Origin of the sequence: Lelliottia nimipressuralis (assembly GCF_041464075.1) — a bacterium.
In the GTDB taxonomy this organism is placed as follows: domain Bacteria; phylum Pseudomonadota; class Gammaproteobacteria; order Enterobacterales; family Enterobacteriaceae; genus Enterobacter; species Enterobacter nimipressuralis.
The window spans coordinates 1,728,400-1,742,151 of the sequence record NZ_CP167172.1; the positions used below are offsets into that span (position 1 = coordinate 1,728,400).

Annotated in this window: 13 protein-coding genes; 10 read left to right on the forward strand and 3 right to left on the reverse strand. The window is 54.8% G+C overall.

Annotation, left to right across the window (positions count from 1 at the left end):
* The first annotated feature begins 14 nt into the window (after positions 1 to 14).
* Positions 15 to 968: a flagellar hook-associated protein FlgL gene (flgL, locus tag ACB496_RS08040; RefSeq protein ID WP_102105544.1), complete on the forward strand. Its 954-nt coding sequence runs from the start codon at positions 15 to 17 to the stop codon at positions 966 to 968.
* An 80-nt stretch (positions 969 to 1,048) separates the two neighbouring features.
* Here the strand turns inward: flgL and ACB496_RS08045 are convergent, their stop codons facing one another.
* A complete protein-coding gene (locus ACB496_RS08045; RefSeq protein WP_371974936.1) occupies positions 1,049 to 2,263 on the reverse strand; it encodes an MFS transporter in 1,215 nt (404 codons plus the stop codon).
* 67 nt (positions 2,264 to 2,330) lie between these two features.
* Here ACB496_RS08045 and ACB496_RS08050 point away from each other — a divergent pair, with 67 nt between their 5' ends.
* Positions 2,331 to 3,305 carry a LysR family transcriptional regulator gene (locus tag ACB496_RS08050; RefSeq protein ID WP_371974937.1) on the forward strand — a complete coding sequence of 325 codons (975 nt, stop codon included), beginning with the start codon at positions 2,331 to 2,333 and terminating at the stop codon, positions 3,303 to 3,305.
* Positions 3,306 to 3,358: 53 nt separating this feature from the next.
* Here ACB496_RS08050 and rne read toward each other — a convergent pair whose 3' ends face one another.
* Positions 3,359 to 6,526 (reverse strand): ribonuclease E, encoded by a 3,168-nt coding sequence (rne, locus tag ACB496_RS08055; protein WP_371974938.1) that lies wholly within the window; start codon positions 6,524 to 6,526, stop codon positions 3,359 to 3,361.
* A 570-nt stretch (positions 6,527 to 7,096) separates the two neighbouring features.
* Here rne and rluC point away from each other — a divergent pair.
* The gene (gene rluC / locus ACB496_RS08060; RefSeq protein WP_181827608.1) at positions 7,097 to 8,044 is read left to right on the forward strand and encodes a 23S rRNA pseudouridine(955/2504/2580) synthase RluC; all 948 of its coding nucleotides are present in this window, start codon (positions 7,097 to 7,099) and stop codon (positions 8,042 to 8,044) included.
* A gap of 56 nt (positions 8,045 to 8,100) precedes the next feature.
* On the opposite strand, the gene ACB496_RS08065 is transcribed toward rluC, so the two are convergent.
* The gene (locus tag ACB496_RS08065; RefSeq protein ID WP_371974939.1) at positions 8,101 to 8,685 is read right to left on the reverse strand and encodes a nucleoside triphosphate pyrophosphatase; all 585 of its coding nucleotides are present in this window, start codon (positions 8,683 to 8,685) and stop codon (positions 8,101 to 8,103) included.
* A 140-nt stretch (positions 8,686 to 8,825) separates the two neighbouring features.
* Between ACB496_RS08065 and yceD the strand changes: the two genes are divergently transcribed.
* The 7 genes from yceD (at position 8,826) to acpP (ending at position 13,745) form a co-directional block, all read left to right on the forward strand.
* The gene (gene yceD, locus ACB496_RS08070; protein ID WP_100780588.1) at positions 8,826 to 9,347 is read left to right on the forward strand and encodes a 23S rRNA accumulation protein YceD; all 522 of its coding nucleotides are present in this window, start codon (positions 8,826 to 8,828) and stop codon (positions 9,345 to 9,347) included.
* 16 nt (positions 9,348 to 9,363) lie between these two features.
* The gene (gene rpmF / locus ACB496_RS08075; protein ID WP_071844907.1) at positions 9,364 to 9,537 is read left to right on the forward strand and encodes a 50S ribosomal protein L32; all 174 of its coding nucleotides are present in this window, start codon (positions 9,364 to 9,366) and stop codon (positions 9,535 to 9,537) included.
* Positions 9,538 to 9,669: 132 nt separating this feature from the next.
* Complete coding sequence (gene plsX / locus ACB496_RS08080; RefSeq protein WP_206732569.1) at positions 9,670 to 10,704, forward strand: phosphate acyltransferase PlsX; 1,035 nt, start codon at positions 9,670 to 9,672, stop codon at positions 10,702 to 10,704.
* Positions 10,705 to 10,710: 6 nt separating this feature from the next.
* On the forward strand, positions 10,711 to 11,664 hold the full coding sequence (locus ACB496_RS08085; RefSeq protein ID WP_102105540.1) for a beta-ketoacyl-ACP synthase III: 954 nt from the start codon (positions 10,711 to 10,713) through the stop codon (positions 11,662 to 11,664).
* A 13-nt stretch (positions 11,665 to 11,677) separates the two neighbouring features.
* A complete protein-coding gene (gene fabD, locus ACB496_RS08090; RefSeq protein WP_129034383.1) occupies positions 11,678 to 12,607 on the forward strand; it encodes an ACP S-malonyltransferase in 930 nt (309 codons plus the stop codon).
* 12 nt (positions 12,608 to 12,619) lie between these two features.
* On the forward strand, positions 12,620 to 13,354 hold the full coding sequence (fabG, locus tag ACB496_RS08095) for a 3-oxoacyl-ACP reductase FabG (RefSeq protein WP_100780584.1): 735 nt from the start codon (positions 12,620 to 12,622) through the stop codon (positions 13,352 to 13,354).
* A gap of 154 nt (positions 13,355 to 13,508) precedes the next feature.
* The gene (acpP, locus tag ACB496_RS08100) at positions 13,509 to 13,745 is read left to right on the forward strand and encodes an acyl carrier protein (protein ID WP_003857954.1); all 237 of its coding nucleotides are present in this window, start codon (positions 13,509 to 13,511) and stop codon (positions 13,743 to 13,745) included.
* Positions 13,746 to 13,752 lie beyond the last annotated feature (7 nt).

Consider the following 13,752-nt stretch of genomic DNA (forward strand, 5'->3'; position numbering starts at 1 on the left):
GGCCGAGGTGAACGATGCGTATTAGCACCCAAATGATGTACCAGCAAAATATGCGTGGGATCACTGAGTCCCAAAGCAAATGGCTGGGGTATGGCGAGCAGATGTCCACCGGCAAACGCGTGAACCGTCCATCGGACGATCCGATTGCCGCGTCGCAGGCCGTTGTACTGTCTCAGGCCCAGTCGCAGAATAGCCAGTTCGCTCTCGCGCGTACGTTTGCGACGCAGCGCGTGTCGCTGGAAGAGAGCGTGTTAAGCCAGGTGACGACGGCAATTCAGTCTGCACAGGATAAAATCGTGTATGCGAACAACGGCTCCCTGAGTGATATCGACCGGGCGTCTGTGGCAACCGATCTGCAGGGTATTCGCGATCAGCTGGTCAACCTGGCCAATAGCACCGACGGCAATGGGCGTTATATTTTTGCGGGCTTTAAGACCGACACCGCGCCGTTTGATCAGACAGACGGCAGCTATAACGGTGGCAGTACGGCGATCACTCAGCAGGTGGACTCTGCACGCGATATGCAGATTAGCCATACTGGCTCGGAAGTGTTTGAAAAGTTTACCAGCAATGCCAAGCCAGAGCCTGACGGCAGTGCCCAGGAAACTAACCTGTTTAAGATTCTGGATAACGCCATCGCTGCGCTGAACACACCGGTAAGCGGCGACCAGGCTAAGACAGATGCACTTGTGGCAAATATCGATAAAGCCAACCGTGGACTGAGTAATTCCCTGGATAACGTGCTGACCGTGCGTGCCGATCTGGGTACCAAACTCAACGAACTCGATAAGCTGGATGCACTGGGTGATGACCGCGCTCTGGGTCAGACTCAGCAGATGAGTGATCTGGTGGACGTGGACTGGAACGCGGCGATTTCGTCTTACACCATGCAGCAAGCAGCACTTCAGGCCTCTTATAAAGCGTTCAGTGATATGCAGGGCATGTCTCTGTTCCAGCTGAACAAGTAACATTTTGACCTTTTAGAACATGTCTTGAAACTGGATATGTTTTGTCTGCCCAACCCGGCGTGCCGGATTGGGCTTTTTTTTTAGCGATTTTGCGCCTGCACGCTGACCAGCCGCGCGCTTTCTATTAAGCGGATCAGCACTGCCGCCGCACCACACACCGTTGCCAGCATCACTACGCCTTGCCAGCCCGCCAGGGCGTACACTTTGCTCCCCAGCGCCGAGCCGAGCGCCATCCCAATAAATACCACCGTAAACAGCAGCGCATTGAGCCGCCCACGCGCCTGGGGTTCGAGGCTATAGACCAGGTTCTGATGGGCGACCAGGCTGGACTGCAGCCCCAGGTCGAAACCGATCGCGGAAATCGCGATCAGAACGAGTTGCCCGTGGGTGCCCAAAGCGGGCATTAAAAACATCAGCGCAAACGATACTGTCACCAGCGCGGCACCCAGTTGGGTCACTCTTCCTGCACCGAGCTTATCAGCCAGGCCTCCGGCCAGCGGGGCGGCCAGCGCACCTGCGGCACCGGCAATCCCAAATCCACCAGCCACCGCGCTACCGAGGTGGTAGCGTTCCAGCAGCATCACCGCTAGCGTTGACCAGAACGCGCTAAAGGCAATAGAGAGAAAACCCTGGGCCAGCGCCGCACGACGCAGGGCCGGGTAGCGGCGCCACAGGTGCTCCATCGAGCGCATCAGGGCCGGATAGCTGAGCGTAGAGTGAATCGCAAAACGCGGTAACACAGCCCACATCACCATACCGATCATGGCGATGCTGACGGCGGCAAGTTGATACATCACCCGCCAGCCGAACGCTTCACCCACCACACCGCTGACAGTACGCGACAGCAGAATACCCAGCAGCAGGCCGGTCATTACCGTCCCGACGGTTTTTCCCTGTTTGCCTTCCGGAGCAAGAATAGCCGCTGCCGGCACGATGTCCTGCGCCATGGTCGCCGCCATACCAATAAGCAGGCTGGCCAGCAGCAACGAGTGAAGCTGCCCGGTCATGCTACAGCCCAGCAAAAAGAGCGCCAGTGCTGCGCTTTTAACGAGAATTAAGGTTCGGCGATCGTGACGGTCGCCGAGCGGCAGCAGGAAAAGGATGCCAAGGGCGTAGCCTGTCTGCGTCAGGGTCGGCACCAGTCCCATACCTTCGATACTGAGGTGTAAATCGGTGCCCATTAACGGCAGCAGCGGCTGAGCATAATAGATGGATGCAACGCTAAACCCGGCGCCAATGGCAAGGATAAAAATAACCCAGCGGCTGGTGGCCTGGGTAAGGGTGGCAGTGTTCATTTGATGTACCTCATTCGTGGAGTGAGGCTATTTTTGTGCATTCAGGCTTGAGGCGGTAGCCAGCGGGATGGTAAAACGGTTATACGTTAAACGTATCATCAGAATAATCATGAAGCGAACAGAGCGTATAGACAGAGTGGAACTGATGCGCACCTTTGCGCGTATCGTGGAATCGGGATCGCTCTCTGCTGCAGCACGGCAGCTGGGGACCACGCAGGCGACCGTTAGCCGACGCCTGCAGTCGCTGGAAACCCTCCTCGGCGTGCGTTTGCTGTTACGCACCACCCACGCCACCAAGCTCACCGATGACGGCGAGCGCTGCTATCAGCATGCCAGAAAAGTGATCGACAGCTGGCTCGCGCTGGAGGATGAGGTGGGGCAGTCGGAAGATGAACCTGTCGGCACCTTACGTGTGCGGGCGCCCCATGCGTTCGGGCAGGAACAACTTCTGGCACCATTGAGCCAGTTTTTAATGCGCTATCCGCAGCTTTCTGTCGACTGGATGCTATACGACAGATCGGCGGATTTTCTGAGTGATAACATCGACTGCGCGATCCGCGTAGGGGCGGAGATCGACCCTAATACGGTATCGGTGCTGCTGGCCGAAGTCCCACGCTGTGTGGTTGCGGCGCCCGAGCTACTGGCCCGTCATGCCATGCCTGAGGTCCCCGACGATCTCACTGCGCTTCCCTGGATTGCACTCAATACCTTTTATCATCAGCATATTGAGCTGTTTGACGGAGCTTCGCCGCAGCCTGCGCGTGTGGCAATTTCGCCGCGTCTGAGCACCGACAGCCTGTATGTAACGCGCACCATGACGTTGAATGGATTAGGCGTGGCGGTGGTATCGAGCTGGACCGTGGAACAGGATATCCGCGAGGGAAGGCTGGTGCCTCTTTTACCGGGCTGGCAACCTGCTGCGCTGCCGGTGCACCTGGTTTATCCGTGGTCGCGCTATTACCCGGCACGATTGAGGCGTTTTCTGGAAATGATGCGTGAGGTGATGCCACAAATCGTCGGAATGCGAAAACCCCTCCCGTAAAAAAGCCAAAAAAAAGCCGACCACGAAGGTCGGCTTTTCATCAGAACGGCGCGTTATTCAACCGGATTCGGGCGAGTCGCCGGAGCCGTTGCCTGGTGAGTGGCGCTATGACCACCTGCAGAACCACGGCCGTCGAAATCGAACGCAGGGCGTACCCAATCGCTATGACGTGGTGCTTCTGGCACGTATTCCGGTGCTGGCGCGCGAGTCATCGGTGCGGTTGCATGGTGATGCTCAGCAACGACAGCGACAACAGGCTCTGGTTTCACAACCGGTGCGGGAACCGGTGCTTGTGGAGCCGGGGTAACATCGACAGGTTGCTCAGCAACCGCTTCAGTCACTACGTCTTCTTCAACCACCTCGGCTGCCGGTTCTGCGTCTTCTGCAACCTGTTCAGCCACCACAACATCTTCTTGGGCGATGAACTGAGGCTGCTCGTCGACAGGCGCGGCAATCACTTCCGGATGAGTTGTCTCGATCTCAGCGGTTTCCACAACCTGCTGAGGTTCCGCGACTGGCTCGACGTCAACCACTGGCTGGGCGTCGGCCATGATCTGCGGTGCTTCTTCAACGACCACAGCAGCGGATTCGGTAGCGGCTACAGGAGCAACGATTGGCTCAACGGTTTCTGCAGCGACGTTTTGCTCTTCAACTTGCTGCTCCTGAGGACGGGCAACCGGGTAGCGGATCCAGACTTTGCCGGACGCCATTTCTGGTGACGCACAGGCGACAGTCAGAGGCATCGGTGACTGAGTCGGGTAACGCTCGTCACGGTAACGACGACGACGCTGACCGCTCACGCGCAGGTGACGCGGAGAGCGACGGGAACGACGCGGCATACCGTTGTTATCACGCGCTTCGCCATTGTCATCATGCTCAGCGACCGTATCGACGACCGCAGGCAGGTCCAGTTTCGCCAGCTGCGTGTTCTGAGCGGTTTCAACAACCGGTTCAGCGGCGGCAACGATAGCCACTTCGGCCTGTTCAGATGCAAAGCGAACTTTCTGCGACAGTTGACGCTGCTTACGGCGCGGCATCACCTGAACGCGTTCTTCCTGATCGGCATCCTGTTCAACAGGTGTTTCGGTGTTGACAACTTTCGCTTCCTGCTGCGCCTGACGTTTATCGTCATTGCGACGGCGGTTGCGTTCGCGACGTGGCTGCTGCTCGTCACGCTGTCTGGTTTTTTCAGACTCATCGCCCGCCTGCTGGCGAATTTCGCGATCTTCCACATTCTGCTGCTGTGGCTTCTCGCGACGGTTGCGACGATTATCTTCGCGCGCTTCACGACCTTCGTTGTTGTCGGAACGGTTATCGCGCTCACCACGGTTGTCACGGTCACCACGATTATCGCGGTTGTCACGACGGTCACGATCGTTACGATCGCGGCGGTTGTTCTGACGCTTACGACGATCCTGTGGACGCTCTTGTTTCTCTTCTTTCGGCGCAACTTTTGGCTGCTCCGGCTGAGGCTCTTCACCGGCGAACATTTTCTTCAGTGCGCTGAAGAAGCGGCCCAGCAGACCTGGTTCAGCAGGCTTATCACTGGTTTCAGCAGGTTTCTGCACAGCAGTTTTCGCCGGCGCTTTTTCCTGAACAGGAGCTGGTGGGGCTTCTGGCATGATGAAGGTCGCCAGCGCCGGTTGTTCTGGCAGCTTGCGCTCGGCCGGTTCTGCATCAGACGGCATCGCCATCTCTTCTTCATGCAGTTTTGGCAGCAGGTAGCTCAGGGTGCTGGTCTCTTCGCCTTTGCGCACGCGCAGGACGGAGTAGTGCGGGGTCTGCATCTGATCGTTTGGTACGATGATGCAGCGCACGCCGCCCTGACGGGTTTCAACGGCACTCACCGCTTCACGTTTTTCGTTCAGCAGGTAGGAGGCAATTGGCACCGGAACAATGGCGTGAACCTCTTTGGTGTTCTCTTTCAGTGCTTCTTCTTCGATGAGGCGCAGAATAGAGAGGGAGAGAGATTCGTTGTCGCGCACGGTACCCGTACCGCTACAGCGCGGACAGACGTGGTGGCTTGATTCACCCAGCGACGGGCTCAGGCGCTGACGTGACATCTCCAGCAGGCCAAAGCGAGAAATATGGCTGATCTGAATACGTGCACGATCCTGGCGCACCGCTTCACGCAGACGGTTCTCAACGGCGCGCTGATGGCGAACCGGAGTCATGTCGATAAAGTCGATAACGATCAGGCCGCCCAGGTCACGCAGACGAAGCTGACGGGCAATTTCATCTGCGGCTTCAAGGTTGGTGTTGAAGGCGGTCTCTTCGATATCGCCGCCGCGGGTTGCGCGTGCGGAGTTGATGTCGATGGCGGTCAGCGCTTCGGTGGAGTCGATAACGATAGAACCGCCGGACGGCAGACGCACTTCACGCTGGAAGGCGGACTCAATCTGGGATTCAATCTGATAGTGGCTGAACAGCGGAATTTCACCGGTGTACAGTTTAATTTTGCTGGTGAAATCTGGACGACCCAGTGCTGCGATGTGCTGGCGAGCCAGCTCAAGCACTTTTGGGTTATCAATCAAAATTTCGCCGATGTCCTGACGCAGATAATCGCGGAAAGCACGGACGATAACGTTACTTTCCTGGTGAATCAGGAACGGAGCCGGGCGGCTTTCTGCGGCTTTCTGGATTGCTTCCCAGTGCTTCAGACGGAAGCCTAAGTCCCACTGCAGCGCTTCGGCAGATTTGCCTACGCCTGCGGTACGAACGATAAGGCCCATGCCATCAGGCAGTTCGAGGCTTGCCAGCGCTTCTTTCAGCTCGGTACGGTCGTCGCCTTCGATGCGGCGAGAGATACCGCCCGCACGCGGGTTATTCGGCATCAGAACCAGATAGCTGCCTGCCAGGCTGATAAAGGTGGTCAGCGCAGCGCCTTTGTTGCCGCGCTCTTCTTTATCAATCTGAACGATAACTTCCTGGCCTTCGCGCAGCACATCTTTGATGTTCGGACGACCGTGGGAGTTGTAATTGGCAGGGAAGTATTCGCGGGCAATTTCTTTAAGAGGAAGGAAACCGTGACGCTCAGCGCCGTAATCGACGAATGCGGCCTCAAGGCTTGGTTCAATGCGGGTGATTTTGCCTTTGTAAATGTTCGCTTTTTTCTGTTCGTGTCCAGGACTTTCGATATCCAGATCGTACAGACGCTGCCCATCCACGAGGGCGACACGCAACTCTTCTTGCTGAGTTGCGTTGATTAACATTCTTTTCATCGTAACTTACTCATTATTCTTACATTGACGACTAAGCTGCGGGCAAGGTGACGCTTTCCGGGGTTTGAACCGATGGCCTCGTGACTATTGACGTCGCCAACCTCACGGTTGTCGCTCGCTTAAGAGGCGCAAAGTGTCGGTTGCCTGTATTTCATACGGAAATACAGCGCAATTATCAGGGGAACAGCCTGGGAACACTCTCCAGAGAAGATTCCATTTACCGGTAAGTACTGCAACCCGCAGCCCGCTAACTGTCTGAAAGATCAATACGTCTTACGCCATTGCTGCGTGGATGATCGGTCAGACAAAATGGGTCATTCCGTCGACATCCTTACTTAACCAGGATTTAACACGGAAAACGGATTCATTATTCCATTGCTAACCCGGTTATAGCAAGATGACTTTTACCATTTATCACCCGGTTACTCACAGTTTCTCCACTTCAACGAGAGGATTGGTTTAATAACCACCAAATCGATTGCGCGTGAACAAACCTGCCCGGGCAAAAGTAAATATAAGCATAGAAAAATGAGTGGCGCTAATGCGTATCGATATTTAGAATCGCCAACCATGAAAACAGAGACTCCATCCGTAAAAATGGTTGCTATCGCCGATGACGAAGCGGGGCAACGAATCGATAACTTTTTACGCACCCAGTTGAAAGGCGTGCCAAAAAGTATGATTTATCGCATCTTGCGCAAAGGCGAGGTGCGGGTAAATAAAAAGCGCGTGAAACCTGAGTACAAACTCGAAGCGGGCGATGAAGTGCGTATTCCGCCGGTGCGCGTCGCTGAACGTGAAGAAGAGGCGGTTTCGCCGCATCTGCAAAAAGTCGCCGCGCTGACTGACGCTATCCTTTATGAAGACGATCATATCCTTGTGCTGAATAAACCCTCCGGCACGGCGGTGCACGGCGGCAGCGGTTTGAGCTTTGGCGTGATCGAAGGCCTTCGCGCCCTGCGCCCGGAAGCGCGTTTCCTCGAGCTGGTTCATCGTCTGGACCGTGATACCTCTGGTGTGTTGCTGGTGGCCAAAAAGCGCTCGGCGTTACGTTCGCTGCACGAGCAGCTGCGCGAAAAGGGCATGCAGAAGGACTATCTGGCGCTGGTGCGCGGTCAGTGGCAGTCCCATGTGAAAGTGGTGCAGGCACCGTTGCTGAAAAACATTCTGCAAAGCGGTGAGCGCATTGTGCGGGTGAACAGCGAAGGCAAACCGTCTGAAACTCGCTTTAAAGTAGAAGAGCGTTACGCGTTTGCGACACTGGTGCGTTGTAGCCCGGTGACCGGCCGTACCCACCAGATTCGCGTACATACGCAACATGCCGGACATCCCATTGCGTTTGATGACCGCTACGGCGATCGTGAGTTTGATAAACAGCTGGCCGGAACGGGGCTGTCGCGTCTCTTCCTGCACGCTGCGGCGCTGAAATTCACCCATCCTGGCACAGGTGAAGTGATGCGCGTCGAAGCGCCGCTGGATGACCAGCTGAAACGCTGTCTGAAAGTGTTACGCGGTTAAAGATAGGCCGGGTGGCGCTGCGCTTACCCGGCTTACCAAACCAGGGCCGTTTACGATCAGGCAGAAAGCGGATTAAAGTGCTCGCGTCTGAGCATCTGGCATAACGCAATCAGCGGCAAACCGACCAGCGTATTTGGGTCGCGCCCGTCCAGTTTTTCAAACAACGCAATCCCCAGACCTTCACTTTTGAAGCTCCCTGCGCAATTAAGCGGGCGCTCTTTGCGCACATAATCCTCAATCTCCTGATCGCTCAGGTGTCGGAAGTGAACGTCAAAGGGTTCGCATTCCGTTTGCAGGTGGCCCGTGGCGGAGTTGTAAAGCGCAAGGCCGGTGTAAAAGGTAACAATAGTGCCTCGGGCTTTCATGAGCTGCAGGCGCGCGTTCTCTTCGGTGTGAGGTTTACCCGTAATTTCACCGTCGAGCACGCAAACCTGATCGGAGCCTATAATCAGATGGTTGGGATAGCGAGCGGCCAGACTTTGCGCTTTTTCCTGTGCCAGACGCAACACCAGATGACGCGGAGATTCAGCGTGATGCGGCGTTTCGTCAGCGAAGGGGGCGGCACACTCAAACGGGATCCCCAGCTTTTCAAGCAACGCGCGGCGGTATGACGAAGTGGAAGCAAGCACGAGATTTGGCATATTTTTTTCACCAGATATAGCGTATCGATGCCAGCCATTTTAAACTACAGGCCGCAATGTGTGCGAATAATTGGCAAAAGGCAGCCCTGGTTGCCTTTTTCTTTGACTCTATGACGTTACAAAGTTAATATGCGCGCCCTATGCAAAAGGTAAAATTACCCCTGACTCTTGACCCGGTTCGTACGGCTCAAAAACGCCTCGATTACGAAGGTATTTATACCGCCGATCAGGCTGAACGTATCGCCGAGTTTGTGGTCAGTGTGGACACTGATGTGGAATGCTCCATGTCGTTCGCTATCGATAACCAGCGCCTGGCCGTTCTGAACGGTGATGCAAAGGTCACGGTAACGCTCGAGTGCCAGCGTTGCGGGAAACCGTTCACACGTCATGTTCACACAACGTATTGTTTCAGTCCGGTTCGTTCTGACGAACAGGCTGAAGCACTCCCGGAAGCGTATGAGCCGATTGAGGTTAACGAATTCGGTGAAATCGATCTGCTTGCAGTGGTTGAAGATGAAATCATCCTCGCCTTGCCGGTAGTTCCGGTGCATGATTCTGAACACTGTGAAGTGTCCGACGCGGACATGGTCTTTGGGGAACTGCCTGATGAAGCGCAAAAACCAAATCCATTTGCCGTATTAGCCAGCTTAAAGCGTAAGTAATTAAGGAGTAAGGTCCATGGCCGTACAACAGAATAAACCAACCCGTTCCAAACGTGGCATGCGTCGTTCCCATGACGCGCTGACTGCAGTTACCAGCCTGTCTGTAGACAAGACTTCTGGTGAGAAACACCTGCGTCACCACATGACTGCCGACGGTTTCTACCGTGGCCGCAAGGTAATCACTAAGTAATCACGCGCTACTCAACGAATTTTACCGTGCGGGACGCCTGCATCGTGAAAGACGAAGAGTAAACGTGATGAAGCTTAGTGAGGCATTCCCCGCGAAAGCGGGGGATACACCGAACCGGGCAGCGAAGATACCTTGACACGTCTAACCCTGGCGTTAGATGTCATGGGAGGAGATTTCGGGCCTTCCGTGACAGTGCCTGCAGCATTGCAGGCACTGAATTCTAATTCGCAACTCACACTTCTTTTAGTCGGCAATCCCGACACCATCACGCCATTACTTGCAAAAGCTGACTTTGAACAACGTTCACGTCTGCAGATTATCCCTGCGCAGTCAGTTATTGCCAGTGATGCCCGGCCCTCGCATGCGATCCGCAACAGTCGCGGAAGCTCAATGCGAATTGCGCTGGAACTGGTAAAAGAAGGGCGGGCTGAAGCCTGCGTCAGCGCCGGAAATACCGGTGCTCTGATGGGACTGGCGAAATTAATGCTCAAGCCCATTGAGGGGATTGAGCGTCCTGCGCTGGTGACGGTGTTGCCGCATCAGCAGAAGGGCAAAACGGTGGTGCTCGATCTGGGCGCTAACGTCGATTGCGATAGTACGATGCTGGCCCAGTTTGCCATTATGGGGTCGGTGCTGGCAGAAGAAGTTGTGGGGATTGTGAATCCCCGCGTTGCGTTGCTGAACATCGGTGAAGAAGAGACCAAGGGTCTTGATAGCATCCGTGATGCCGCAGAATTGCTAAAATCCATGCCGTCAATCAACTATATTGGCTATCTTGAAGCTAATGAATTATTGACCGGAAAGACCGATGTTCTGGTGTGTGACGGGTTTACCGGCAACGTAACGTTAAAGACGATGGAAGGGGTGGTTCGAATGTTCCTTTCCCTGCTCAAATCGCAGGGCGAAGGCAAAAAAAGGTCCTGGTGGCTGATTTTATTAAAGCGTTGGTTACAAAAAAGCCTGGCGCGGCGATTCAGTCACCTCAACCCCGACCAGTATAATGGCGCCTGTCTGTTAGGATTGCGCGGCACGGTGATTAAGAGTCATGGTGCGGCCAATCAGCGAGCCTTTACCGTCGCGATTGAACAGGCAGTGCAGGCGGTGCAGCGACAAGTCCCTCAGCGGATTGCCGCTCGCCTGGAATCTGTATTAGCTAAAAGTGACTGAGCGTACATGTATACGAAGATTTTAGGTACCGGCAGTTTTCTGCCTGAACAAGTGCGAACCAACGCCGATCTGGAAAAAATGGTCGATACGTCTGACGAGTGGATTGTCACCCGCACAGGTATTCGTGAACGCCGTATCGCCGGTCCAGATGAAACAGTAACCACGATGGGCTATGAAGCGGGCCTTCGCGCGCTGGAAATGGCAGGTATTGATAAAGACGAGATCGGTCTGATCGTGGTCGCGACTACATCCGCACCTAACGCCTTCCCAAGCGCAGCCTGTGAGATTCAGGCTAAGCTCGGCATCAAAGGTTGCCCGGCGTTTGACGTTGCAGCTGCCTGCGCAGGTTTTACCTATGCGCTGAGCGTTGCCGATCAGTACGTGAAGTCTGGCGCGGTGAAATATGCGCTGGTGATTGGTGCAGACGTGCTGGCACGCACCTGCAACCCGGAAGATCGCGGAACGATCATTATTTTTGGTGATGGTGCGGGCGCTGTACTGTTAGGTCAGTCAGAAGAGCCGGGCATTATCTCGACGCATTTGCATGCCGATGGTCGCTATGGCGAGCTGCTGACGCTGCCTAACGCCGATCGCGTGAACCCGGACAGCTCCATTTACCTGACCATGGCAGGCAATGAAGTATTCAAGGTTGCGGTCACGGAACTGGCGCACATCGTCGATGAGACGCTGGAAGCAAACAATCTGGAGCGCTCTGCGCTGGACTGGTTGGTGCCGCATCAGGCGAACCTGCGCATTATCAGCGCCACGGCTAAAAAGCTGGGCATGTCCATGGATAACGTTGTTGTGACCCTCGATCGTCATGGCAACACCTCTGCGGCGTCGGTACCCTGCGCGTTTGACGAAGCGGTACGCGATGGACGAATTAAACGAGGCCAACTGGTCTTGCTTGAAGCCTTTGGTGGCGGTTTCACCTGGGGCTCCGCGCTGGTTCGTTTCTAATTAAGGATTAAAAATGACGCAATTTGCTTTTGTGTTCCCGGGTCAGGGTTCTCAGTCGGTTGGGATGTTGTCTGAATTAGCGGCACAGTACCCAATTATTGAAGCGACTTTCCGTGAAGCATCAGACGCTCTGGGCTACGATCTCTGGGCGCTGACTCAGCAGGGTCCGGCGGAAGAGCTGAATAAAACCTGGCAGACGCAGCCTGCATTGCTTACCGCATCCGTTGCGTTGTGGCGTGTCTGGCAGCAGCAGGGCGGTAAAGCGCCTGCAATGCTGGCAGGTCATAGCCTGGGTGAATATTCTGCACTGGTATGTGCGGGCGTCATTGGTTTTGCCGATGCCGTGCGTCTGGTCGAAATGCGTGGCAAATTCATGCAGGAAGCGGTTCCGGAAGGGACTGGTGCGATGTCCGCCATTATTGGTCTGGATGATGCATCGATTGCCAAAGCGTGCGAAGAATCAGCCGAAGGGCAGGTTGTTTCACCGGTGAACTTCAACTCACCGGGCCAGGTTGTCATTGCGGGCAACAAAGAAGCCGTTGAACGTGCAGGCGCAGCCTGTAAAGCGGCGGGCGCGAAGCGCGCACTCCCACTGCCGGTGAGCGTCCCGTCTCACTGTGCACTGATGAAACCCGCTGCTGAAAAACTGGCGGCTGAGCTGCAAAAAATCACTTTTAACGCACCAACGGTTCCGGTTGTGAACAACGTTGATGTGAAATGCGAAACGGCGCCGGAAGCGATTCGCGATGCGCTGGTTCGTCAGCTTTACAGCCCAGTGCAGTGGACCAAAACCGTTGAGTTTATGGCCGCACAGGGCGTTGAGCACCTGTATGAAGCAGGCCCGGGTAAAGTCCTGACCGGCCTGACCAAACGTATTGTTGATACCCTGACGGCATCGGCTATTAATGAGCCAGAAGCCCTGTCAGCGGCACTCGCGCAATAAAAGAGGATTACCATGAGTTTTGAAGGAAAAATCGCGCTGGTAACGGGCGCAAGCCGCGGTATCGGACGTGCAATTGCTGAGACCTTGGTCGCGCGTGGCGCGAAAGTCATTGGTACTGCGACCAGTGAGAAGGGCGCTCAAGCGATTAGCGACTATTTAGGTGCGAACGGTAAAGGTCTGATGCTGAATGTGACCGATGCTGCATCTATCGAATCTGTTCTGGAAAATATTCGCGCAGAGTTTGGCGAAGTGGATATTCTGGTAAATAATGCCGGTATCACTCGCGACAACTTACTGATGCGAATGAAAGACGACGAGTGGGACGATATCATCGAAACCAACCTGTCATCTGTATTCCGTCTGTCAAAAGCGGTAATGCGAGCTATGATGAAAAAGCGTCATGGCCGTATTATCACTATCGGTTCTGTGGTTGGTACCATGGGAAATGCTGGTCAGGCCAACTACGCTGCGGCGAAAGCAGGTCTGATTGGGTTCAGTAAATCGCTGGCGCGCGAAATCGCGTCACGCGGGATTACTGTAAACGTTGTTGCTCCGGGCTTTATTGAAACGGACATGACGCGTGCGCTATCTGACGATCAGCGTGCGGGTATTCTGGCGCAGGTTCCTGCGGGTCGCCTCGGTGGCGCTCAGGAAATCGCCAGCGCGGTTGCATTTTTAGCCTCTGACGAAGCGAGTTACATCACTGGTGAGACTCTCCACGTCAACGGCGGGATGTACATGGTTTAACCACGATCGAAAATATTTGCGTTATTAGGGCGAATGGCCTCAAAATAACGTAAAATCGTGGTAAGACCTGCCGGGATTTAGTTGCAAATTTTTCAACATTTTATACACTACGAAAACCATCGCGAAAGCGAGTTTTGATAGGAAATTTAAGAGTATGAGCACTATCGAAGAACGCGTTAAGAAAATTATCGGCGAGCAGCTGGGCGTTAAGCAGGAAGAAGTTGTGAACTCCGCATCCTTCGTTGAAGACCTGGGCGCAGATTCTCTTGACACCGTTGAGCTGGTAATGGCTCTGGAAGAAGAGTTTGATACTGAGATTCCGGACGAAGAAGCTGAGAAAATCACCACCGTTCAGGCTGCCATTGATTACATCAACGGTCACCAGGCGTAAGTGAACA